20 protein-coding genes and 1 pseudogene are annotated in these 21,855 nt (G+C 68.1%); 7 read left to right on the top strand and 14 right to left on the bottom strand.

Annotation, left to right across the window (positions count from 1 at the left end):
* Positions 1 to 35: 35 nt before the first annotated feature.
* The 9 genes from secF to pdxS all read right to left on the bottom strand — a co-directional run bounded on the left by secF (position 36) and on the right by pdxS (position 7,934).
* Positions 36 to 1,025: a protein translocase subunit SecF gene (gene secF / locus AC1VNH_RS02050; protein WP_483109658.1), complete on the bottom strand. Its 990-nt coding sequence runs from the start codon at positions 1,023 to 1,025 to the stop codon at positions 36 to 38.
* Positions 1,025 to 2,770: a protein translocase subunit SecD gene (gene secD, locus AC1VNH_RS02045; protein ID WP_483109657.1), complete on the bottom strand. Its 1,746-nt coding sequence runs from the start codon at positions 2,768 to 2,770 to the stop codon at positions 1,025 to 1,027. Before secD ends, secF begins: the two co-directional genes overlap by 1 nt.
* Before the next feature lie 38 nt (positions 2,771 to 2,808).
* Entirely contained in the window at positions 2,809 to 3,264 is a 456-nt protein-coding gene (locus AC1VNH_RS02040) for a preprotein translocase subunit YajC (RefSeq protein WP_483109656.1), read from the bottom strand.
* A gap of 80 nt (positions 3,265 to 3,344) precedes the next feature.
* Positions 3,345 to 4,373: a Holliday junction branch migration DNA helicase RuvB gene (gene ruvB, locus AC1VNH_RS02035; protein ID WP_243227900.1), complete on the bottom strand. Its 1,029-nt coding sequence runs from the start codon at positions 4,371 to 4,373 to the stop codon at positions 3,345 to 3,347.
* On the bottom strand, positions 4,366 to 4,980 hold the full coding sequence (gene ruvA / locus AC1VNH_RS02030) for a Holliday junction branch migration protein RuvA (protein ID WP_483109655.1): 615 nt from the start codon (positions 4,978 to 4,980) through the stop codon (positions 4,366 to 4,368). The genes ruvB and ruvA overlap by 8 nt, the downstream gene beginning before the upstream one ends.
* A gap of 46 nt (positions 4,981 to 5,026) precedes the next feature.
* Positions 5,027 to 5,593 (bottom strand): crossover junction endodeoxyribonuclease RuvC, encoded by a 567-nt coding sequence (gene ruvC / locus AC1VNH_RS02025; RefSeq protein ID WP_483109654.1) that lies wholly within the window; start codon positions 5,591 to 5,593, stop codon positions 5,027 to 5,029.
* A 58-nt stretch (positions 5,594 to 5,651) separates the two neighbouring features.
* Positions 5,652 to 6,410 carry a YebC/PmpR family DNA-binding transcriptional regulator gene (locus tag AC1VNH_RS02020; RefSeq protein WP_243227903.1) on the bottom strand — a complete coding sequence of 253 codons (759 nt, stop codon included), beginning with the start codon at positions 6,408 to 6,410 and terminating at the stop codon, positions 5,652 to 5,654.
* A 41-nt stretch (positions 6,411 to 6,451) separates the two neighbouring features.
* On the bottom strand, positions 6,452 to 7,054 hold the full coding sequence (gene pdxT, locus AC1VNH_RS02015) for a pyridoxal 5'-phosphate synthase glutaminase subunit PdxT (RefSeq protein ID WP_483109653.1): 603 nt from the start codon (positions 7,052 to 7,054) through the stop codon (positions 6,452 to 6,454).
* Positions 7,044 to 7,934: a pyridoxal 5'-phosphate synthase lyase subunit PdxS gene (gene pdxS / locus AC1VNH_RS02010; protein WP_137416937.1), complete on the bottom strand. Its 891-nt coding sequence runs from the start codon at positions 7,932 to 7,934 to the stop codon at positions 7,044 to 7,046. The genes pdxT and pdxS overlap by 11 nt, the downstream gene beginning before the upstream one ends.
* A gap of 85 nt (positions 7,935 to 8,019) precedes the next feature.
* Between pdxS and AC1VNH_RS02005 the strand changes: the two genes are divergently transcribed.
* Both AC1VNH_RS02005 and pdxY read left to right on the top strand, forming a co-directional pair.
* The gene (locus tag AC1VNH_RS02005) at positions 8,020 to 9,366 is read left to right on the top strand and encodes an aminotransferase class I/II-fold pyridoxal phosphate-dependent enzyme (protein ID WP_483109652.1); all 1,347 of its coding nucleotides are present in this window, start codon (positions 8,020 to 8,022) and stop codon (positions 9,364 to 9,366) included.
* A 7-nt stretch (positions 9,367 to 9,373) separates the two neighbouring features.
* Positions 9,374 to 10,225 carry a pyridoxal kinase PdxY gene (gene pdxY, locus AC1VNH_RS02000; protein WP_483109651.1) on the top strand — a complete coding sequence of 284 codons (852 nt, stop codon included), beginning with the start codon at positions 9,374 to 9,376 and terminating at the stop codon, positions 10,223 to 10,225.
* A gap of 6 nt (positions 10,226 to 10,231) precedes the next feature.
* Here pdxY and AC1VNH_RS01995 read toward each other — a convergent pair whose 3' ends face one another.
* The 3 genes from AC1VNH_RS01995 to thrS all read right to left on the bottom strand — a co-directional run bounded on the left by AC1VNH_RS01995 (position 10,232) and on the right by thrS (position 13,447).
* On the bottom strand, positions 10,232 to 10,804 hold the full coding sequence (locus tag AC1VNH_RS01995) for a hypothetical protein (protein ID WP_483109650.1): 573 nt from the start codon (positions 10,802 to 10,804) through the stop codon (positions 10,232 to 10,234).
* Between the two features lie 82 nt (positions 10,805 to 10,886).
* On the bottom strand, positions 10,887 to 11,444 hold the full coding sequence (locus tag AC1VNH_RS01990) for an HIT family protein (protein ID WP_243227909.1): 558 nt from the start codon (positions 11,442 to 11,444) through the stop codon (positions 10,887 to 10,889).
* Entirely contained in the window at positions 11,441 to 13,447 is a 2,007-nt protein-coding gene (gene thrS / locus AC1VNH_RS01985) for a threonine--tRNA ligase (RefSeq protein WP_483109649.1), read from the bottom strand. The genes AC1VNH_RS01990 and thrS overlap by 4 nt, the downstream gene beginning before the upstream one ends.
* Positions 13,448 to 13,510: 63 nt before the next feature.
* Between thrS and AC1VNH_RS01980 the strand changes: the two genes are divergently transcribed.
* Positions 13,511 to 14,665, top strand: coding sequence for an ArsB/NhaD family transporter (locus AC1VNH_RS01980; RefSeq protein ID WP_483109648.1), 1,155 nt, complete (start codon positions 13,511 to 13,513; stop codon positions 14,663 to 14,665).
* 2 nt (positions 14,666 to 14,667) lie between these two features.
* On the opposite strand, the gene AC1VNH_RS01975 is transcribed toward AC1VNH_RS01980, so the two are convergent.
* Positions 14,668 to 15,009, bottom strand: coding sequence for a hypothetical protein (locus AC1VNH_RS01975; RefSeq protein ID WP_243227912.1), 342 nt, complete (start codon positions 15,007 to 15,009; stop codon positions 14,668 to 14,670).
* A 62-nt stretch (positions 15,010 to 15,071) separates the two neighbouring features.
* Entirely contained in the window at positions 15,072 to 16,067 is a 996-nt protein-coding gene (locus AC1VNH_RS01970; RefSeq protein ID WP_483109452.1) for an IS481 family transposase, read from the bottom strand.
* A 300-nt stretch (positions 16,068 to 16,367) separates the two neighbouring features.
* Here AC1VNH_RS01970 and AC1VNH_RS01965 point away from each other — a divergent pair, with 300 nt between their 5' ends.
* From AC1VNH_RS01965 to AC1VNH_RS01950, 4 genes and pseudogenes are all read left to right on the top strand, one after another.
* Positions 16,368 to 17,999 carry an ABC transporter substrate-binding protein gene (locus AC1VNH_RS01965; protein WP_483109647.1) on the top strand — a complete coding sequence of 544 codons (1,632 nt, stop codon included), beginning with the start codon at positions 16,368 to 16,370 and terminating at the stop codon, positions 17,997 to 17,999.
* A 97-nt stretch (positions 18,000 to 18,096) separates the two neighbouring features.
* A pseudogene (locus AC1VNH_RS01960) lies at positions 18,097 to 19,169 on the top strand (ABC transporter permease).
* A complete protein-coding gene (locus AC1VNH_RS01955; RefSeq protein WP_483109646.1) occupies positions 19,169 to 20,152 on the top strand; it encodes an ABC transporter permease in 984 nt (327 codons plus the stop codon). The pseudogene AC1VNH_RS01960 and the gene AC1VNH_RS01955 overlap by 1 nt, the downstream one beginning before the upstream one ends.
* Positions 20,149 to 21,837 (top strand): dipeptide ABC transporter ATP-binding protein, encoded by a 1,689-nt coding sequence (locus tag AC1VNH_RS01950; protein WP_483109645.1) that lies wholly within the window; start codon positions 20,149 to 20,151, stop codon positions 21,835 to 21,837. The genes AC1VNH_RS01955 and AC1VNH_RS01950 overlap by 4 nt, the downstream gene beginning before the upstream one ends.
* The last annotated feature ends 18 nt before the right edge of the window (positions 21,838 to 21,855 follow it).

The following is a 21,855-nucleotide window of genomic DNA, read 5'->3' as shown; positions in this document are numbered from 1 at the left end:
GCCCGGTCGGATCATTTTACGCGCGTGCGACCCGATCAGGCTTCGACGACGGCACGCTCGCGTGCCGACCGCACCCGCGCATCGCTCGCCTTGACCTTCGTCTCTCCCTCGCGGAAGAGGCTGTACAGCGGCGCAGCGAGGAACAGCGTCGAGTACGCGGCGACGATGGTTCCCACGAAGATCGACAGCGAGATGTCCGTGAGGGTCTGCGCCCCGAGCCAGAACGCACCGATGAACAGGATGGCGCCGGTCGGCAGAATGGCGACCACGGTCGTGTTGATCGAGCGGATGAGGGTCTGGTTGACCGCGAGGTTCACGGACTCTCCGAACGTGCGGGCAGAGATCTCACCGTCATCCCGCGTGTTCTCTCTGATCTTGTCGAAGACGACGGTGATGTCGTAGAGCGAGTACGCGAGGATCGTGAGGAATCCGATGACGGCGGCCGGCGAGATCGGGAATCCGAACACCGCATAGATGCCGACCGTGACGACCAGCACGTCGACCACGCCGATGATGGCGGCCGCGGACATCTTCCAGGTGCGGAAGTACAGGGCCAGGATCACGAAGGTCAGCGTGAGGAAGATCGCCAGGCCCCACAGGGACTGCCGTGTCACTCCCTCACCCCAGCTCGGCCCGATGAACGACGACGTGACGTCTGCGGCGGGCACGTTGTAGGCCTCCGCGAGCGCCTCGGACACGCGCTGCGTCTCGTCGTTGGACATCTGGTCGGTCTGCACCCGGACGGAGTCCGCCCCCACCGTGGTGACGCGCGTCTCGGCGTTCGGCACGACGGACTGTACGGCACTCGTCGCGATGGCCTGGTCGGGGTTGGTCAGCTCGTTGATCGTGAACTGGGACCCGCCGGTGAACTCGATCGAGAACTCGATCGGGCGAAACAGCGGCACCAGCGCGGAGGCGATGACGAGCACGGCGCCGATCAGGAACCAGAGTCGACGACGTCCGACGAACGGGAATGAGGTCTTGCCGGTGTAGAGGTCGTTACCGACCTGGGACATCGAGCGCATCAGCTGCGACCGCCCTTCGTCTGGGACGCGGTTTCGTCCGCGGATGTGGAACCGACATCCCCCTGCTGCGCGGCGCGCTTGCGCTCGGCGATGGTCTGGCGGCGCTCTGCCTCGCCGCGGGAGCGCGCGACGCGACCCGTCTGGGCCACCGGGGCGCGGAACTGCGCGCGACCGCGATAGACCGCGCCGAGTGCCGTCGGATCCAGTCCCGAGAGCGGGTGGCCGGAGCCGAAGAACCGGGTGCGAGCCAGCAACTGCATCACAGGATGCGTGAACAGGATGAAGATGAGCACGTCGATGACGGTCGTGAGGCCCAGCGTGAACGCGAAGCCCTTCACCGTCGCATCCGCGAGGATGTAGAGCACGACGGCGGCCAGCACGTTGATCGACTTCGAGATGTAGATCGTGCGCTTGGCGCGGCTCCACCCGTCCTCGACCGCCGCGGTGATCGACTTGCCGTCGCGCAGCTCATCGCGGATGCGCTCGAAGTAGATGATGAACGAGTCCGCGGTGAATCCGATGGACACGATCACACCCGCGACACCGGCCAGCGACAAGCGGTACCCCATGCGCCACGCCAGGACGCACAGCGTGATGTAGGTCAGCACGCCCATGACCACGAGCGACGCCATGATCACCGTGCCGAGCGCTCGATAGACCGTCAGCGAGTAGACCGCGACGAGAGCAAGACCGATGAGGCCGGCGATCAGGCCGATCATCAGCTGCTGAGAGCCGAGGGTGGCCGAGATCGTGTCGGAGCTCTGCACCGTGAAGCTCAACGGCAGGGCGCCGTACTTGAGCTGGTCCGCCAGCGTCTTGGCACTCTCCTGCGTGAACGACCCGGTGATCTGCGGCTTGCCGTCGGTGATGATGCCGTTCATCGACGGGGCCGACAGCACGGTGCCGTCGAGCACGAACGCGAACTGGTTCAGTGGCCGCTGGAGGGGGTACAGCCGCTGGCTGATCTCGGTGAACTTCGCGGTGCCCTCGGCATTGAAGACGAGGTTGACAGCCCACTGGCCGTTGTTCTGCACGACCCCCGAGCTGGCGTCTGCGACGTCGTCGCCCTTGATCTCGACGGGGCCGAGGATGTACTTCGCCGTGCCGTCCGTCGAACAGGTGATCAGGGGGTCGCCGTCGGGAGCGTTCGCGGGATCGTTCGTGGGATTGGCGCAGTCGTATGCCTGGAACTCCGCCTGCAGCTTGGGGGTGATCCACGCAATGTCGCTGCCGTTCGTGGGCGATGCAGTGGGCGTGGCCTCGAGCGAGGGATCGGGCGTCGGATACGGCGTGGCCGTGCCGTCCTGACCGATGAAGGTGCCGCTGACCTCGCCCGATTCGACGAGCACGGGCCGCAGCTGCAACTGGGCGGAGTCCTGGATGCGCTGACGCGTCTCCTCGTCGGCCTCACCTGGGATCTGGACGACGACGTTGCGTCCGCCCTCGGTCGTCACATCCGCCTCACCGACGCCGGATGCGTCGACGCGCTGGCGGATGATGGTGACGGCCTGGGTCATCTGCTCACCGCTCGGAGCGGCGCCGTCGGCGGTCTGCGCCGCCAGGATGATCTGTGTGCCGCCCTGCAGGTCCAGGGCGAGCTCCGGAGACCAGGAGCTCGCGGGAGCCCCGGCGGAGGTCTTGAAGACGTAGACGCCCAGGGCGTTGACGCCGAAGAGCACAGCGGTCACCGCGAGGAGCCCGATGAGGGCGCGCCAGGCGTGACGGACGGGAGTGGATGTCGCCACGGACGATCAGCTTTCTCGTGCAGGAAGGGACGGAGGTGTCAGGCCTCGGGCTTGTCCTTCTTGTCGTTGTCGACCTCGTCGCTCGGCGACGAGTACTTGCGGTCGTCACTGATCGAGGTGATGTCGCCGTCGGCGACGCCGGCGATGTACTCGGCCTCGCTCGCCTCGGCATCGATGAACTCGTCCTCGGTCACAACGCCCTCGGCGGGGTCGACGACGCGGAGGATGGCCTGGCTGTGCACCTTGATCTCGACGCCGGGGGCGATCTCGATGAGTGCCGGCTGGTCGAGGTTCTCGGGGTCGAACGCGACGATGGTTCCGTACAGACCGCCCTGCAGCAGCACCTCGGCGCCGGGAACGGTCTGGCGAGCCTTCTGCTCCTGCTCGGCCTTCGCCTTCTGCATGCGGCGACGCGAGCTCCAGAACATGAAGATCAGGAGGATCACCAGCAGGATGATCAGACCGTAGTTGGTGAAGAAGGTCGCGAAGTCCATGAAGAGGAGGGGCCCTTTCCGGGGCAGCGCGAACCGGGTCCAGCGCTGGTCGAGTCAGTTGCGGCGAAAGCCTTCAGCGATTATAGGTCATCGAGCCGCAGCGCTCCGGTCGGATGAGGCACGCCCAGGTGGCCGTAGGCCTCCGGAGTGGCCACGCGCCCCCGTGGCGTGCGCCCCATGAAGCCGATCCGCACCAGGTAGGGCTCGACGACCGACTCGATCGTGTCCGCCTCCTCACCCACCGCGACGGCGAGGGTGCTCAGGCCCACGGGGCCGCCGCGGAAGCGACGGATGAGCGCGTCCAGCACGGCCCGGTCGAGCCGGTCGAGACCGATCGGATCGACGTCGTACAGCTCGAGCGCCGCATCCACGCTGGCGAGATCGCCCGATCCCCCATCGCCGTAGACGATGAGGTAGTCGCGCACTCGTCGCAGCAGTCGGTTCGCGATACGCGGCGTTCCGCGCGAGCGGCGGGCGATCTCGGAGCGCGCCGTGGCCGGCAGATCGACGCCGAGCATCGTGGCCGAGCGGGCGATGACCCGTTCGAGCTCCTCGGGCTCGTAGTACTCGAGGTGCGCGGTGAAACCGAAGCGGTCGCGCAGCGGATTGGGGAGCAACCCGGACCGCGTGGTGGCACCCACGAGGGTGAAGGGCGCCAGATCGAGGGGGATGCTGGTCGCGCCGGCGCCTTTGCCGACCATGATGTCGATGCGGAAGTCCTCCATCGCGAGGTAGAGCATCTCCTCCGCGGAGCGCGCCATCCGGTGGATCTCGTCGATGAACAGCACCTCGCCGGGCGTCAACGACGACAGGAGCGCCGCGAGATCGCCGGCGTGCTGGATGGCGGGCCCGCTGGACATCCGCAGCGCACGGCCGCTCTCATGCGCGACGATCATCGCGAGCGTCGTCTTGCCGAGCCCGGGAGGGCCGGAGAGCAGGATGTGGTCCGGCGGGCGCTGTTGGATGCGCGCCGCGTCGAGCAGGAGCTGCAGCTGTCCGCGCACCTTCTGCTGACCGACGAAGTCGGCCAGCGACTCCGGACGCAACGCGCCCTCGATCGCGAGTTCGCTCTCGTCTGCGGGGGTACCCGCATCCCTCAGCTCATCCACGCAGCACCTCCCCGCGGGCCGGGCCCAGCGCCGCCAGCGCACGTCGCAGCAGGGCGGCGACCGTGCGTTCGTCGGGTGCATCGGCGATGACGACCGCCGCCGTCTCTGCGGCGACACGCTCGGACCATCCCAGACCCACGAGCGCCTGCGCCAGCTGAGCCACCAGATCGGTGGACGCAGCCGCCGAGCCCGTGGTGGATGCGGTCGGAGGTGCCAGTTTGCCGGCGAGCTGCACCACGATGAGCTTCGCCGTCTTGGGCCCGATCCCCGAGACCTTACGGAAGGGGCCGTCGGCCTCGTCGGCCACCGCTTGGGCGATCTGATCGATGCTGAGCTCCGCCAGCACACCGAGCGCGGACTTCGGTCCCACTCCGGACACGGCGATCAACGCCGCGAACACCGCGAGCTCTTCTCGAGTGCGAAAGCCCACGAGCGACAGGGCGTCCTCGCGGACGATCATGTGCGTGTGCAGCAGGATCTCGTCGCCCAGGTGTACCGCGCGCGAGACGTCCGGCGTGACGGCCACGCTGTAGCCGACGCCCGCGACGTCCAGGACGAGGCCGTCGGAGGATACGTGCGCGACGGTGCCGCGGAGCGAGGCGATCATGGCTGCGAGCCTATCCCGCTTCGCACCTTTGTTCGATTCGACACGCTCAGCGGCGCGCCTTCTCCGCCGCCCGCCACGCGCGCTGCGCCGGCGTGAGCGCCGCGTCCGTGACCGCCGCTGAACCGGAACTGCCACCGCGCCACGCGTGACACAGCGCGAGCGCGAGCGCATCCGCGGCATCGGCGGGCTGCGGGAGCGCGTCGAGTCGGAGAACCCGGGCCACCATCGTCTGGACCTGCAGCTTCTCGGCCGAACCGTAGCCGGTGATCGCCGCTTTGACCTCGCTGGGCGTATGGGTCGCCGTACGCAGACCGTGCTCGGCGGCGATGAGTAGCGCGATGCCGCTGGCTTGCGCCGTCCCCATCACGGTGCTGCGGTTCTGCTGCGCGAACACGCGCTCGACGGCGACCACATCGGGGCGATGCTCCCGCACGGCGTCACGGAGCCCCTGCGCAATGAGGTGAAGGCGTTCGGCGACCGGCAGGTCGGGCGACGAGCGGATGACGCCGACGTGCACCAGGCTCGCACGACGGTCGGCCCCGACGTCCACGACGCCCACGCCGCAGCGCGTCAGGCCCGGGTCGACACCGAGCACACGCAGAGAAGAACCCACCCCGTCACGCTACGTGCCTCGCGGCGAGCCGGGGCCCCGACGCGCCCGCAATGCCCGCTTACTCGTCGGCCTCGAGCTCCGCCTGCACCTCGGGCGTCAGATCGAAGTTGCTGAAGACGTTCTGCACGTCGTCGCTGTCCTCGAGGGCGTCGATCAGGCGGAACACCTTCCGCGCCGTCTCGGCGTCGACCTCGACCTTGAGGTTCGGGACGAACTCGACATCGGCCGATTCGTACTCGATGCCCGCGTCGGTCAGCGCGGTGCGCACCGACACGAGGTCGGACGCCTCGGTGATGACCTCGAAGCCCTGCGCGTGCGGCTCGATCTCCTCCGCGCCCGCCTCGAGGGCAGCCATCATGACGTCGTCCTCGCTCGTGCCCTCCTCGGCGACCACGATGACGCCCTTACGGGTGAAGTTGTAGGCGACCGAGCCGGGGTCGGCGAGCGTGCCGCCGTTGCGCGACAGTGCCGTGCGGACCTCGGCAGCAGCACGGTTCTTGTTGTCGGTCAGACACTCGATCATGAGGGCCACGCCGTTGGGACCGTAGCCCTCGTACATGATCGACGAGTACTCGACCGACTCGCCGCCGATGCCGGCTCCGCGCTTGATGGCGCGATCGATGTTGTCCTTGGGCACCGAGGTCTTCTTCGCCTTGAGCACCGCATCGAAGAGCGTCGGGTTGCCCGCGAGATCGGCGCCGCCCAGCTTCGCGGCGACCTCGATGTTCTTGATGAGCTTCGCCCACGACTTCGCACGGCGGGCGTCGACGACGGCCTTCTTGTGCTTGGTGGTGGCCCATTTGGAGTGACCGGACATGAGTCTCCCGTGTTCAGCGGCTGGAAAGTCCAGCGTCGATCTTAGTTCAGCCGCGCGCGGACCCGCTCGAGGAGACGTTCGTGGAACCGCGTCTCGTCCGAGACCTCGGGGTGGAACGACGTCCCCAGCAGGTTGCCCCGCTCCACGGCCACCACCCGTCCGTCATCCAGCGTCGCCAGGATCTCGACGCCCGCGCCGACGCGTTCGACCACGGGGGCGCGGATGAAGACGGCCTTCACCGGAGGTCCGCCGAAGGCCTCCACGTGCAGGTCGCTCTCGAACGAATCGAGCTGCGAGCCGAACGCATTGCGGCGCACGGCCACATCCAGTCCGCCGAAGCTCTGCTGACCCGGCAGACCGTCGAGCACTTCGTCGGCGAGCAGGATGAGCCCCGCACACGTCCCGTAGACCGGCAGCCCCTCAGCGATCGCCAGGCGCAGCGGATCGCGCATCCCGAACGCCCGGCTCAGCTTGTCGATCACACTCGACTCGCCGCCCGGAATCACCAGGCCGTCCACCTCGGCGAGCTCGGCGGGCCGGCGAACCGTGCGCACCGCCGCGCCGAGGAGGCGGAGGATGCGCACGTGCTCGCGCACGTCGCCCTGGAGTGCCAGGACCCCGATACGCGGGGTGTCACCAGCCACGGTCGGCGAGGCGGTGCGGAGCGGGCAGGTCTGCGACGTTGATGCCGACCATCGCCTCGCCGAGTCCTCGTGAGGCTTCGGCGATGACGGCGGGGTCGTCGAAGAAGGTGGTCGCCTTCACGATCGCCGCCGCCCGCTGGGCGGGATTGCCGGACTTGAAGATCCCGGAGCCCACGAACACGCCGTCGGCTCCCAACTGCATCATGAAGGCGGCATCCGCCGGCGTCGCGACGCCGCCGGCGGTGAACAGAACGACCGGGAGCGTACCGGTGCGGGCGACCTCGGCCACGAGTTCGTACGGAGCCTGGAGCTCCTTGGCCGCGACGTACAGCTCGTCGGCGCTCTTCGCACCGAGAGCCGCGATCTCGCCGCGGATCGTGCGGATGTGCTTCGTGGCCTCCGAGACGTCTCCCGTGCCGGCCTCCCCCTTGGACCGGATCATCGCCGCGCCCTCGGTGATGCGCCGCAGAGCCTCACCGAGGTTCGTCGCACCGCACACGAACGGAACCGTGAAGCCCCACTTGTCGATGTGGTTGACGTAGTCCGCGGGCGAGAGCACCTCGGACTCGTCGACGTAGTCGACACCGAGCGCCTGCAGCACCTGAGCCTCCACGACATGACCGATCCGCGCCTTCGCCATGACCGGGATCGACACCGCCGCGATGATCTCGTCGATCAGGTCGGGATCGCTCATCCGCGCAACGCCGCCCTGCGCGCGGATGTCCGCGGGGACGCGCTCGAGGGCCATGACGGCGACGGCTCCCGCGTCTTCCGCGATTCGAGCCTGCTCGGCGGTGACCACGTCCATGATCACGCCGCCCTTCAGCATCTCGGCGAGTCCGCGCTTGACGCGCGTGGAACCGGTGAGGGAATCGGTCATCGGGTGCTCCTTCGTCGACGTCGCGTCGAGCGACGTTTTGTCCTAGGCCAGAAAGTAGCATGTCCTACGGCGTAGGCTGGTCTGGATGTCTCTGTCTGACACGCGTCCTGGGATCCGCGGTTCCTCCGCCGCGGAGATCGCCGACAGCGTCCGCGCGCTCGTCGAGCGCGGCGAGCTCGCCCCTGGGCAGTCGCTTCCGCCGGTCCGGGCGCTCGCCGAGTCGCTGGACGTCAACCGCAACACCGTCGCGGCGGCGTATCGACTGCTCACTCAGGCGGGCACCGTCGTCACCCGCGGGCGCGGCGGCACGCTCGTCGCCGAGGCCGCACCCGTCGCGCAAGAGGGCTTCGCCGCCGGCACCGTGCTCCGCGACGTGGGCACCGGCAATCCGGACCCCGACCGCATCCCGGATGCTGTTCCCGCGCTCACACGCATCGCCCGCCGCCCGGTCCTCTACGGCGAGCCTGTCATCGACCCCGATCTCGAGGGGTGGGCCCGAGAGTGGATCAGCGCCGACCTCGCGCCGTCGACGGTGCGCTTGACGATCACGAGCGGGGCGGTCGATGCCGTGGAGCGCCTGCTCGCGCAGGCGCTGACCCGGGACGACGCCGTCGCCCTCGAGGACCCCTGCTTCCTCGCCAGCATCCACACCGTGCGTCTCGGCGGCTATCGCGCGGTTCCGGTTCCCGTGGACGCCGAGGGCATGACCGTGGACGGGCTTCGCGCGGCGCTCGCTGCCGGTGTTCGCGCGATCGTCTGCACGCCGCGCGCCCAGAATCCGACCGGCGCGAGTCTGAGCGCCCGCCGAGCCGCCGAGTTGCGCGCGGTCCTGGAGAATCATCCCTACGTGCTGATCATCGAGGACGACCACTTCTCGCTGCTCTCCGCGCAGCCGTACCACTCGATCATCGGCGGCGACCACCGACGCTGGGCGCTCGTGCGGTCGGTGTCCAAGTTCCTCGGGCCCGATATGTGTCTGGCCGTCGCCGCCTCGGATCCCGAGACGGCGGACCGACTCGCACTACGACTGAGCCCCGGCACCACCTGGGTCAGCCACCTCCTGCAGCGACTCGCCGTCGCTCTCCTCGCCGACGACGCGGTCCGCGGCGCCATCGGATCGACGGGACGGCACTACGCGGACCGCAACCGCGCGTTCGCCGAACGGGCACGGGAGCACGGCTTCGCCGTCGAGCCCGGCGACGGTCTCAACCTGTGGGTCCCGCTGGGCGTGTCTGCCCGCGCGGTCGCCGAGCAGCTCATGCGACGCGGCTGGCTCGCGCGCACCGGCGACGAGTTCGTCCTCGCCGACGCGCGAGCGACGCACCATGTGCGCCTGACGGTGCATGATCTCTCCGACGATGACGCCGACCGGCTCATCGCCGACCTCGCCGCGGCCGTGGATGCGGTCGCCGCCACCTCGAAGATGGGATGACTCCGCCGTGAAGGTACTTTCGATCCAGTCCGCCGTCGCCTACGGTCACGTCGGCAACTCCGCCGCGGTGTTCCCGCTCCAGCGCATCGGCGTCGAGGTGCTGCCGGTGTACACGGTGAACTTCTCGAACCACACCGGATACGGCGCCTGGCGAGGACCGCTCATCGCGCCGGACGACGTGCGCGAGGTCATCACGGGTATCGAGGAGCGCGGGGTCTTCGACAAGATCGACGTCATCCTGTCCGGATACCAGGGCTCCGAGGGCATCGCCGACGTGATCGTGGAGACCGTGGCGCGCGTGAGGGCTGCCAACCCGAACGCCGTGTACGCGTGCGACCCCGTCATGGGCAACGCCAAGTCCGGCTGTTTCGTCGCCCCCGCCATCCCGGAGCTCCTGCGGGAGAAGGTCGTGCCGGTGGCGGACATCATCACGCCCAATCAGTTCGAACTGGGCTTTCTCACCGGCACGGATCCGCACACGATCGAGGAGACCCTCGCTTCGGCGGATGCCGCCCGCGCGATGGGACCGGGGACGGTACTGGTCACGAGCGTCGAGCGCCCCGACCGCGAGGAGGGAACGATCGAGATGATGGCTGTGACGCCCCGGGGCGCCTGGATCGTGACGACCCCGCTGCTGCCGATGAAGGCGAACGGTTCCGGCGATGTCACCGCGGCATTGTTCACCGCGCACTACACGCGTACCGGCGATGCCGCGGATGCCCTCGCGCGCACCGCATCCAGCGTGTTCGACCTGCTGGAGGCGACGCACCGCTCGGGTGAGCGCGAGCTCCAGCTCGTGGAGTCGCAAGACGCCTACGCGCACCCGCGCCTTCAGTTCCCCGTGCGTCAGGTGCGCTGAACCTCCTCAACCGCCCGTGGATGCCCGGAAGGCGCTCTCCCACTGCGGAGCGTCGGCCGGGCACAGGAACCCGGTTCCGAACACCATGATGCTGACGACGTTGCGCTCGGTGGTCGGGTCGCCGTTCGCGAGCGCCGAGATCAGCGGCGACGTCGCGATGTGCGTGGCATACAGATCCGCGTCCACGTCATGCCCGTTGAGGATCGAGGTCTCGCAAGCGTCCAGCGCGAGGGCCAGGGTGATGCTCTCGATCTCCGGTGACCACGTGCCGCCCTGCGACTCCGTGTAGGCCCGCTGCTGCGAGATGAACTCCTGCTGCTCCGGCGTCTTCGGCGTCAGCATCGGGTCACCGGGGATCTGCTGCTGAGCCTCGAAGAAGGCATCGCGCTCGGCGAAGACGTCACCGTCGATCAGATCGTCGGAGCCGGATTCGTCGGTGTTCTGCGTGGGCTCGCCCGAGGGAGAGAGTGCCTCCCCAGGTTCGCTAGATGCCGGCAGCGGAGTGAACTGGCACCCCGCCAGCGGGACCAGAGCCAGCAACAGCATGGGTGCGATGAGGCGGACCGAACGTGTGCGCATGAGAGACCCCCGGGCTCGTGGAACGATGCCCGCCACGCTATCGACAGCGCCCGGTGCGTGCCCGGAGGCTTGTGGAGAACGCTCAGAGCGGCCAGGCGTCAGCGAGGGAGCGGCGCACGTCCCCGAGCAGCTGCGGCAGCGCTTTCGTGCGCGCGATGATGGGGAAGAAGTTCGCGTCGGTCGCCCATCGCGGCACAACGTGCTGATGAAGATGCCCCGCCACCCCGGCGCCGGCGACGGCGCCCTGATTCATCCCGATGTTGAACCCGTCGCACCGGGAGGTCTCGCGCAGCACACGCATCGCCGTCTGGGTGAGCGCACCGATCTCGGCGACTTCCTCGGCATCCGCCTGGTCATAGGTCGGGATGTGGCGGTAGGGGCAGACCAGCAGATGGCCGGAGTTGTACGGGAACAGGTTCAGCAGGACGTAGGCACGGACCCCGCGATGAACGATGAGTCCGTCTTCGTCGCTCTTGTGCGGCGCCGCGCAGAACGGGCACTGCTCGGAGTGCGGCTCGGGGCCGGCCTGGATGTACGCCATGCGGTGCGGAGTCCACAACCGCTGGAATTCATCCGGGACGCCGGGCAGATCGGATGCGGCGACCAGCGCCGCATCCGTCTGCTCCGGCTCTGTCGTCACGCGAGGTCCTCCGCGGTGTTGACGAGGACCTTCTCGGCGATCGCCCGCTGGATCATCGCGATCGCGTCGTCGACGGGAATCCCGTTGGTCTGCGTCCCGTCACGGAAGCGGAACGAGACGGTGCCGGCACTGCGGTCCTGCTCCCCCGCGATCAGCTGGATCGGGACCTTCTGCGTCGTGTGCGTGCGGATCTTCTTCTGCATCCGGTCGTCGGAGTGGTCGACCTCGGCCCGGACGCCCGATGCCCTGAGGCGGTCGACGATGCCGTCCAGGTAGTCCGCGAACTGCTCGGCGACCGGGATGCCGACGACCTGCACGGGCGAGAGCCACACGGGGAAAGCCCCGGCATAGTGCTCCAGCAGGATGGCGAAGAAGCGCTCGATCGAACCGAATAGCGCCCGGTGGATCATGATCGGGCGGTGCTTCTCGCCGTCGGGCCCCGTGTACTCGAGGCCGAAGCGCTCGGGGAGGTTCGGGTCGACCTGCACGGTCGACAGCTGCCACGTGCGGCCGATCGCGTCGCGGGTCTTGAGGTCGATCTTCGGCCCGTAGAACGCGGCCTCGCCCGGCACTTCGGTGAGCTTCAGACCGCTCGCCATGGCGACGTTGCGCAGCGCATTCGTCGAGTACTCCCAGAACTCGTCCGAGCCGATCCATTTCGACTTCTCGTCGTCACGCATCGACAGCTCCAGCTCGAAGTCCTCGAGGCCGAAGTCGCGGAGCATCGAGATGACGAACTCCAGCACGCGGGTCGCCTCGGATTCGAGCTGCTCGGGGGTGACGAACAGGTGCGAGTCGTCCTGAGTGAACCCGCGCACGCGGGTGAGACCGTGCAACGCCCCCGAGAGCTCGTTGCGGTAGACGGTGCCGTTCTCCGCAAGCCGCATCGGCAGGTCGCGGTAGCTGCGGCCGCGCTCCTTGTAGATCAGGATGTGCATCGGACAGTTCATCGGCTTGAGGTAGTACTCCTGGCCAACCTTCGTGACGTTGCCCTCGGCGTCGCGCTCCTCGTCCATCGTGATGGGCGGAAACATACCCTCCCGGTAGGTCACCAGGTGGTTCGAGGTGATGAACAGGTCTTCCTTGGAGATGTGCGGGGTGTAGACGTAGGTGTAGCCCCCTTCCACATGCCGACGGCGGGCATGCTGCTCCATCTCGCCGCGGACGATGCCGCCCTTGGGATGCCAGACGCTCAGGCCCGAGCCGATCTCGTCGGGGAACGAGAACAGGTCGAGTTCCTTGCCGAGTTTGCGGTGGTCGCGCTTCGCCGCCTCCTCCAGTCGGTGCTGGTAGGCACGCAGGTCGTCCTTGCTCGCCCACGCGGAGCCGTAGATGCGCTGCAGCTGCGGGTTCTTCTCGCTGCCGCGCCAGTAAGCGCCGGCGATGCGCTGCAGATCCCAGCCATTGCCGATGACGCGGGTGCTCGGCACGTGGGGCCCGCGGCAGAGGTCCTTCCAGACCGTCTCACCATCGCGGTTCACGTTGTCGTAGATCGTCAGCTCGCCCGCGCCGACCTCGACCGATGCCCCCTCGGCCGCTTCCTTCTTGCCGCCCTTCAACCCGATCAGCTCGAGCTTGAAGGGCTCGTCGGCGAGCTCCGCCCGCGCCTCGTCGTCCGTGACGACGCGGCGCACGAAACGCTGGTTCTCGCGGACGATCCGCTCCATCTCCTTCTTGATGGCCTTGACGTCCTCCGGGGTGAAGGGAGTGTCGGTGCCGAAGTCGTAGTAGAAGCCGTCGGTCACGGGCGGACCGATACCGAGGTTGGTCTGCGGCTTGATGCGCTGCACCGCCTGGGCGAGCACGTGCGCGGTGGAGTGCCGGAGGATGGCGAGGCCGTCCTCGGACGAGATCGTGACCGGCTCGACGACGTCGGTCTCAGCGACCGTCGTCGCGAGGTCCTTCAGTTCGCCGTTCACGCGCAACGCGATGACGGAGCGGTCGGGGAAGAGGGCGAATCCGTCTGCGGGGTAGGCGACGGCTGCCGGGGTCAGATCAGTCAAAGGACGCTCCTGAAGTGGGTCTCAATCGATCCTATCGAGCTTGCGAGGCGGCAAGATGGTGTCGTGAAGCTGGCTCTCATCGGCGGCGCGCTGCTGCTGGTCGGCATCGCCGCGGTCCTTTTCGGCGTCCTCCCCCCGGATGCGGCTGTCGCGGTGGCCGAACGCATCCTTCCCGTCCTCGGCTTCGTCACCGCGATCACGGTCGTCGCAGAGCTCGCGACCCGTGTCGGTCTGTTCGATGTGCTGGGGGCATTCCTGGCCCGCCTCTCTCGCGGGCGCACCATCCTGCTCTGGCTTCTCGTGGTCGCGCTCGCGCTCGTGTCCACCGCCTTCCTCTCGCTCGACACCACGGCGGTGCTCCTGACCCCCGTCGTCGTCGCCGTTGCGAGGGCGAACGGGCTTCCGCCGCTCCCGTTCGCGTTCGCCACGGTGTGGCTCGCCAACACGGCATCGCTGTTTCTGCCGGTGTCGAACCTCACGAACCTGCTCGCCGCCCACAATCTCGAGGACGGCACGGGAGCGTTCATCGGGCTGCTCGGACCTTCCGCACTGATCGCCGTGTTCGTCACCGTCGCGCTGCTGTGGCTGCGCGACCGTCGTCAACTGCGCGGGCGTTTCTCCCCCGCCGGATCACCACAGGTCGCCGACAGGGCCTTGCTGATCGCGGCCGGCGTGATCGTCGCGGTCATGCTGCCGCTGTTGGTCTCTGGCCTGGAGCCCTGGATGCCGGCCACGTTCGCGGCGGTCCTTCTCGTCGGATTCGTCGCGTGGCGCTCACCACGCCTGCTCTCCCTGCGACTCATCCCGTGGCAACTCCTCGTCTTCGCGAGCGGTCTGCTCCTGGTCGCCTCGGCGGCGGATGCGGCAGGCCTGCTCGATCCCGTGTCGGCCGTCCTCAACGCCTCGGACCAGCCGTGGACCGTGTTCACCGTCGCCGGTGCGGGCACCGTCGGTGCGAACGTCATCAACAACCTGCCCGCCTATCTGGCTCTCGAACCGGCGGTCGCCACATCCCCCGTCCATCTCGCGGCCCTGCTCATCGGCGTCAACGCCGGTCCGCTCGTCACGCCATGGGCATCGCTGGCGACGCTGCTGTGGCACGAGCGGCTGCAATCCGAGGGCATCGAGGTGTCGTGGGGACGATTCATCCTGTGGGGTGCGCTGGCCGCTCCCCTTGTGGTGGGTCTCGCCACGCTTCCGCTGGTCTGGATGCGGTGAGCTCAGGCCTCGGTGATGTCGTAGTCGGGGTCGTATCCGTCGTCCGGCTCGCTGTAGCCCTCGACCGCTCGCAGATGCCGCTCGGGCGTCGGGCGCACTCGCGCGAGGTGGGCCTCGAGCTCGGAGCCGTCGAAGTCCGGATCGTCGCCCTCCCACGCGACGGGCACCGAGAGCACGTCGTTGCCGAGGCCGACCACGAGTTCGGCGGTGCCCTCAGGATCGATGGGGACCCGCACGGCAGCCGCTTCGCCACGCTTGGCGAGTTCCGCCGTCAGTTCCACGAGCACGCGCGCCACGTCGTCGGTGGTCAGAACGTTCTCGCCCGCGTAGGTGATGCGTCTCATGCATCCACCATGCGCTCCGGCCCATCGCGTGCCGGGGCGGTTGCGACGACCTCTGCAGTGGTCTAGGTGTAGTGCCCAGTCAGGTTGTTTGAGATCCGGCTGATGGGCGGGAGCTTTCCGATGGCGGTGTGGGGCCTGTGGTGATTGTAGAAGTGCAGCCACGCGGGCAGGGCGGCGCGTCGTGCTGACTCCGAGTTGTAGTGCTTGGCGTAGGCCCAGCCGTCGGCCAGCGTGCGGTGGAAGCGCTCGATCTTGCCGTTGGTCTGCGGTCGGCGGGGCCGCGTGAACTTCGGGGTGATGCCGAGCTCTGCGCATGCGTGTTTCCAAGCGTGGGAGCGGTAGGCGGAGCCGTTGTCGGAGAGCACTCTCTCGACTCTCACGCCGCGGTCGGCGAACCAGGACGACGCTCGACGCAAGACGCCGATCGCGGTCTCTGCTCGTTCGTCGTCGTGGATTTCGGCGTAAGCCGCTCGGGAGTGGTCGTCGATGACGGTGTGGACGAATGCGTGCCGCATCAGCGGGTTCCGATAGTCGTTGCGGTCCTTCCCTGGCGTAGCGGCCCGGTTGCGGCGTCCTTGGGCGCGTCCGACGTAACGCCAGCCGCCGCCGTCGGGGATGTTGCCGAGCTTCTTCACGTCAACGTGGATCAGGGATCCGGGATGATCGTGCTCGTATCGTCGGGCGGGCTCGCCGGTGCGCACGTCAACGTGCGAGAGACGGTTCAGCCGACAGCGGGTCAGGACCGCGTGAACAGTGGAAGCCGACATCCCCAGACGCCCCGCGATCTGGACCGGGCCGAGGCGTTTGCGGATCCTCAGATGCACGATTCGCCTCACAAGGCTTTGCGGGGTCCTGTTCGGATGCCGGTGCGGCCGGCTCGACCTGTCGACCATCCCGTCGGGTCCGAGCTCGACATAGCGTCGAGCCCACTTCGCCGCGGTCGGATACGACACCCGGAAGTAGTCGGCCGCTGCTGACACCGACCAGCCATCCTCGATGATCTGCCTGGCCAGCCGGAGTCGTTGGCGCGGAGTCAGCGCCGCGTTAGCGTGGGACACGAGAACCTCCTCGGTTCAGAGCGGAAGCGGTAGCAGCTCCACTCTGCCTGGGAGGTTCTCGTCACATCAGGGCATCCAGATCAAACAACGTCCCCGGGCACTACATCTAGGCGCGCGCAGAACCGACGATCTCGAGGCTGCGATCTAAGCGATCTGTTGACCGACAACGCCTCGCGGAAGGCGTTTCGGGTGCGTTAAAAGATCGCCATGTTGCTGGGTGTTCGCTCACGATCAGGTGAGAATGACCTGCATGCGCTGGGCGAAGTGCGCCCGGCGACCATTCACAGCAGGGATACCACTATGTCTCTTGTTCACATCAGGCGCGGCCGCACAGCGCTCGCACTCGCCGCTCTTGCCGGCACGGCCGTGATGCTCGCCGCTTGCTCCAGCGGCGACAGCGGCGAATCGAGCGGCGGCGGTGAAGGCGGCGACCTCATCGTCGGCACCACCGACAAGATCACCTTCATCGACCCGGCCGGCTCATACGACAACGGTTCGTTCGCGGTGATGAACCAGGTCTACCCCTTCCTCTTCAACAGCCAGTACGGCACCGCGGATGTGACCCCGGACATCGCCGAGTCGGGCGAGTTCACCTCGCCGACGGAGTTCACCGTCACGCTCAAGGACGGCCTCACCTTCGCGAACGGTCACGAGCTCACCTCGTCGGACGTGAAGTTCAGCTTCGACCGGCAGCTGAAGATCGCCGATCCGAACGGCCCCTCCTCGCTCCTCGGCAACCTCGCATCCGTCGAGGCTCCCGACGACACCACCGTCGTCTTCACCCTGAAGAACGGCAACGACCAGACGTGGGAGCAGATCCTCTCCAGCCCCGCAGGCCCCATCGTCGACGAAGAGGTGTTCTCGCCCGATGCCCTCACGAGCGACGACGACATCGTCGCCGGGAACGCCTTCGGCGGTCAGTACGTCATCGACTCGTACAAGATCAACGAGCTCATCTCCTACAAGCCGAACCCCGACTACAAGGGCGCGCTCGGTGCCGCGGAGAACAGCAGCGTCACGGTCAAGTACTACGCCGATTCGTCGAACCTGAAGCTCGACGTCGCCGGCGGCGACATCGACGTCGCCTTCCGCAGCCTCTCCGCCACCGACGTGGACGATCTGTCGAAGAACGACGCGGTGAAGGTCGTGGATGGTCCGGGCGGCGAGATCCGCTACATCGTGTTCAACTTCGACACGATGCCGTTCGGCGCTGCGACGCCCGAGGCCGACCCGACAAAGTCGCTCGCGGTGCGGCAGGCGATGGCCGACCTCGTCGACCGCGAGGCGCTGAGCGAGGACGTCTACAAGGGCACCTACACCCCGCTGTACTCCTACGTACCGCAGGGTCTGACCGGAGCAACCGAGCCCCTCAAGGAGCTCTACGGCGACGGCGCGGGTGCGCCCGACCTCGACAAGGCGAAGGCCACCCTCGAGGCCGCCGGCGTCTCCACTCCGGTCACGCTGAACCTCCAGTACAACGGCGACCACTACGGCCCCTCTTCGGGTGACGAGTACGCCGCGGTCAAGTCGCAGCTGGAAGAGGGGGGCCTGTTCACGGTCAACCTCGCGCAGACCGAGTGGGTGCAGTACTCCAAGGACCGCAGCGCCGACGTCTACCCGATGTATCAGCTCGGTTGGTTCCCCGACTACTCCGACGCGGACAACTACCTCACGCCGTTCTTCACCGCGGACAACTTCCTCGTGAACCACTACGACAACAGCGCGGTGCAGGAGCTCATCACGGCTCAGGCGTCCGAGACGGATGCGGCCGCGCGCCAGTCGGACATCGAGCAGATCCAGGAACTCGTGGCGAAGGACCTCTCGACGCTGCCGCTACTGCAGGGCACGCAGGTCGCGGTCGTCGGCAAGGACGTGGACGGCGCCGTGCTCGACGGCTCGTTCAAGTTCCGCTACGCCCCGCTCCACAAGTAAGACCCACCGGTCCCCCATCGCTCCGGACGACGCGGCCGCCTCGCGGCCGCGTCGTCCGGACGCGGACGGAGGACTCCGACCGTTCAAAGGTTTCCGCATGGTCACAGCGGTAGACGCCGCCGCCGTCGTCAAGCCCGTCGCTCCCCAGCGGGGCGGGCTCTGGCGCTACATCCTGATCAGACTCGTCCTGATCATCCCCACCGTCTTCATCCTCGTCACCGTGGTCTTCCTTCTGATGCGGGTCACCGGAGACCCCATCACAGCCGCCCTCGGCGGTAAGCTCCCCCGGATCAGCTCGCCGACCGCATCCACGAGGCCGGTTACGACCGCCCGTTGATCATCCAGTACGCCGAGTACATCGGCGGCGTCTTCCGCGGCGACTTCGGCAACACGATCACCGACGGGCGCCCGGTGGTGACGATCCTGCTGCAGTACGGGTCCGCGACCCTCGAGCTCGCCCTGTACGCGCTGATCGTCGCCTTCGTGCTCGGCATCCCGCTCGGTCTGCTCGCGGCCTACCGCCGCGACCGCTGGCAGGATGCGGCGCTGAGGATCGCCGCGATCCTCGGCTACGCGACACCGATCTTCTTTCTGGGGATGGTGCTCAAGCTCATCTTCTCCGTCGGACTCGGCGTCCTCCCCGCATCCGGGCGCGCGGGAACGCGCACCGAGCTCGCCCTGCAGAGCCTGGACGGTCAGACCGGGATCTACCTCATCGACGCCATCAGACTCGGCAGAGCGGATGCGATCGGCGACGTCCTGTGGCATGCCGTGCTTCCGGCGCTCGCCCTCGGCATCCTCACGGCCGGGATCTTCCTGCGCCTCGTGCGCACCAACGTGATCGGCACCCTCGGCTCCCAGTACGTCACGAGTGCACGCGCCCGCGGCGTGGGCGAGTACCGGCTCGTTACGAAGCACGCCTACCGCCCGGCCCTCATCCCAATCGTCACCGTCATCGGCCTGCAGATCGCCGTGCTCCTCTCGGGCGCTGTCCTCACCGAGACCACCTTCGAGTGGAAGGGCATCGGCTTCATGCTCTCCGAGTACCTGAAGGCGCGGGACTTCGTGGCCGTGCAGGGCATCGTCGTCATGATCGCCGTGGTGGTGGCGGTCACGAACTTCATCGTCGACGTCGTCGCCGCCCTCATCGACCCCCGAGTGAGGTACTGATGTCCACCGTCTCCTCTCCGGCCGCCGTCACCGCGCGCCGCCGTCCCCTGATCGACCGGCTACCGGTCCTCTCGCAGCTCCGCCGGAGTGTGGGACTGCAGCGGGGCATGCTCGTGACCGGACTCGTCATCACGGCCCTGTTCATCCTGACCGCCGCCCTCGCCCCGTGGATCGCGCCTTACGGCTTCGCCCAGCGCTCCGTAGACGGTCAGGACTTCGGAACCCTCCAGGCGCCGAACGCGGTCAATCTCCTCGGAACGACCGTCAGCGGCTTCGACGTCCTGTCGCGGACGATCTGGGGCGCGCAGACGGCGCTGCTCGCCATCGTGTGCGCCATCGCGTTCTCGATCTTCCTCGGCGTGCTCGTCGGCCTGCTCGGCGGATACTTCGGGGGCTGGCTCGACCGCATCCTCGTGGTGCTTGCCGACGCCATCTACGCCTTCCCGTCGCTGCTGCTGGCGATCGTCATGTCGATCGTCATCAGCCAGGGACAGTCGACCCTCTGGGGCGGCATCCTCGCCTCGGCGATCGCCATCACCGTCGTCTTCGTCCCGCAGTACTTCCGGGTCGTCCGCAGTGAGGTCGTGCGCGTCAAGGCGGAGCCGTTCGTGGAGTCGGCGCAGGTCATCGGCGTGCCGACCTCGCGCATTCTCCTGCGGCACGTGCTGCGCAACTCCACCCGGTCGCTGCCCGTGGTCGTCACCCTCAATGCATCGGAGGCGCTCCTGACGCTCGCCGGCCTCGGCTTCCTCGGGTTCGGCATCGAGGCAACGGCAGCCGCGGAGTGGGGCTACGACCTCAACCGCGCCGTCTCGGACGTCACGAGCGGTATCTGGTGGACCGCCATTCCCCCGGGCATCGCGATCGTCCTCGTCGTCCTCGGCATCACGCTCGTCGGCGAGAGCCTCAACGATCTCAGCGACCCGCGTCTGCGCACCCGGCGGCGCGCGGCGCGCCCGCGCAAGAAGGAGGCGACCGCATGACCGATATCGCACGCATCGACGACCTCACCGTCACCTTCGCTACCGACGGCGAGCCCGTCGTCGCCGTCGCCGGCATCTCGCTCGCCGCGCACGCAGGCGAGGTCCTCGCCATCGTCGGAGAGTCCGGTTCCGGGAAGACCGTGACGGCCAACACCCTGCTCGGCCTGCTCCCGGAGACGGCGACCACGTCGGGCGCTGTCGTGATCCAGGCTCGGGACGGCGGCGAGACGGACATCGTCCACGCGACCGCCTCCCAGCTGCGCGCCATGCGCGGTCGCGATGCCGCGATGGTGTTCCAGGAACCGTCGACGGCGCTGAATCCCGTGTTCACGGTGGGCTGGCAGATCGCCGAGGGCATCCGGGCCCACGAGCGCGTCACCCGCGCCGAGGCGCGGCGCCGCTCGGTCGAGATCCTTCGCAAGGTGAGAATCCCCGACCCGGAGAGGCGCGTCGACGACTACCCGCATCAGTTCTCCGGCGGGCAGAAGCAACGCGTCGTCATCGCGATGGCGCTCGTCCTCAACGCGGGCCTCATCATCGCGGACGAGCCGACGACCGCGCTGGACGTCACCGTGCAGGCCGAGATCTTGGAACTGCTGCGCGCCTGTCGCGACGAGTTCGGTGCGACGATCGTGCTCATCACGCACAACATGGGCGTAGTCGCCGACCTCGCGGATCGTGTGGTGGTCATGTATCGCGGGGAGATCGTCGAGCAGGCGCCGGTGCGCGAGCTCTTCGCCGATCCGCAGCAGCCCTACACGCGGGAGCTGCTGGCCGCCGTCCCCCACGTCGGTGCCGGCAAGAGCGCCGCTCAGGATGCGGCCGCCGCGGCGCCGTCCGAGCCGCCGGCAGGCAGTCTCGTGGTCGCTCGCAACCTTCACATCGCGTACCCGGGTCGTTTCGGCCGCACGGGCGTCGTGGCCGTGCACGGCGTCGACTTCTGGATCGGACACGGTGAGGTCCTGGGCCTGGTCGGCGAGTCCGGTTCCGGGAAGACCACCATCAGCCGCGCGATCGTCGGTCTGACCTCCGTCGTCGACGGGTCGTTGGAGGTTCTCGGTACCGAGATGCGCGACGTGAGGCCGCGGGCGCTCGCCGCCCTCCGCCCGCAGGTGGGATTCGTCTTCCAGGATCCGGCGACGAGCTTCAATCCCTTGCTGACGATCGCGGAGTGCATCGCCGAACCCCTCGTGGTGCACAAGCGGGTGCGCAGCGCCGCTCAGGCGCGGAAGCGGGTCGACGAGCTGCTGGACGCGGTGCGCCTGCCCGCCGCGTACGGTGACCGTTTTCCGCACGAGCTGTCCGGGGGTCAGCGCCAGCGCGCCTCTCTCGCACGTGCCCTCGCGCTCGACCCGAAGCTCCTCATCGCCGACGAGCCGACGAGCGCCCTCGACGTGTCGGTGCAGGCGACGGTGCTGGAGCTGTTCGCGACGCTCCAGCGGGAACTCGGCTTCGCATCGCTGTTCATCAGCCATGACCTCGCCGTGATCGATGCCGTCGCGGACCGTGTCGTCGTGCTTCGTCAGGGAGAGGTGCGCGAGCAGGGAACGACGGCGCAGGTGCTCCTGCATCCCCAGGACACCTACACCGAGCGTCTCCTGACGTCGCTCCCGGTGCCGGACCCGGTGGCGCAGGCGGAGCGCCGCGCCGCGTGGCTGGCACTGCCTCCCGAAGCGGGACGCTGAACGACGCGTGCGCCGGGA

The organism is Microbacterium sp. KU4F, assembly GCF_056868075.1.
The sequence above is the reverse complement of the archived record's forward strand: the minus strand, read 5'-3'. Positions and strand labels throughout refer to the sequence as shown.

Excerpts from the sequence above, each read along its gene's own strand:
- secF (WP_483109658.1), bottom strand. The coding sequence starts at position 1,025 with ATGCGCTCGATGTCCCAGGTCGGTAACGACCTCTACACCGGCAAGACC.
- AC1VNH_RS02040 (WP_483109656.1), bottom strand. The coding sequence starts at position 3,264 with ATGGACTTCGCGACCTTCTTCACCAACTACGGTCTGATCATCCTGCTG.
- ruvA (WP_483109655.1), bottom strand. The coding sequence starts at position 4,980 with ATGATCGCCTCGCTCCGCGGCACCGTCGCGCACGTATCCTCCGACGGC.
- AC1VNH_RS02020 (WP_243227903.1), bottom strand. The coding sequence starts at position 6,410 with ATGTCCGGTCACTCCAAATGGGCCACCACCAAGCACAAGAAGGCCGTC.
- pdxS (WP_137416937.1), bottom strand. The coding sequence starts at position 7,934 with ATGACCGATTCCCTCACCGGTTCCACGCGCGTCAAGCGCGGACTCGCC.
- AC1VNH_RS02005 (WP_483109652.1), top strand. The coding sequence starts at position 8,020 with ATGTCTCTGTCTGACACGCGTCCTGGGATCCGCGGTTCCTCCGCCGCG.
- AC1VNH_RS01995 (WP_483109650.1), bottom strand. The coding sequence starts at position 10,804 with ATGCGCACACGTTCGGTCCGCCTCATCGCACCCATGCTGTTGCTGGCT.
- AC1VNH_RS01975 (WP_243227912.1), bottom strand. The coding sequence starts at position 15,009 with ATGAGACGCATCACCTACGCGGGCGAGAACGTTCTGACCACCGACGAC.
- AC1VNH_RS01965 (WP_483109647.1), top strand. The coding sequence starts at position 16,368 with ATGTCTCTTGTTCACATCAGGCGCGGCCGCACAGCGCTCGCACTCGCC.
- AC1VNH_RS01955 (WP_483109646.1), top strand. The coding sequence starts at position 19,169 with ATGTCCACCGTCTCCTCTCCGGCCGCCGTCACCGCGCGCCGCCGTCCC.
- AC1VNH_RS01950 (WP_483109645.1), top strand. The coding sequence starts at position 20,149 with ATGACCGATATCGCACGCATCGACGACCTCACCGTCACCTTCGCTACC.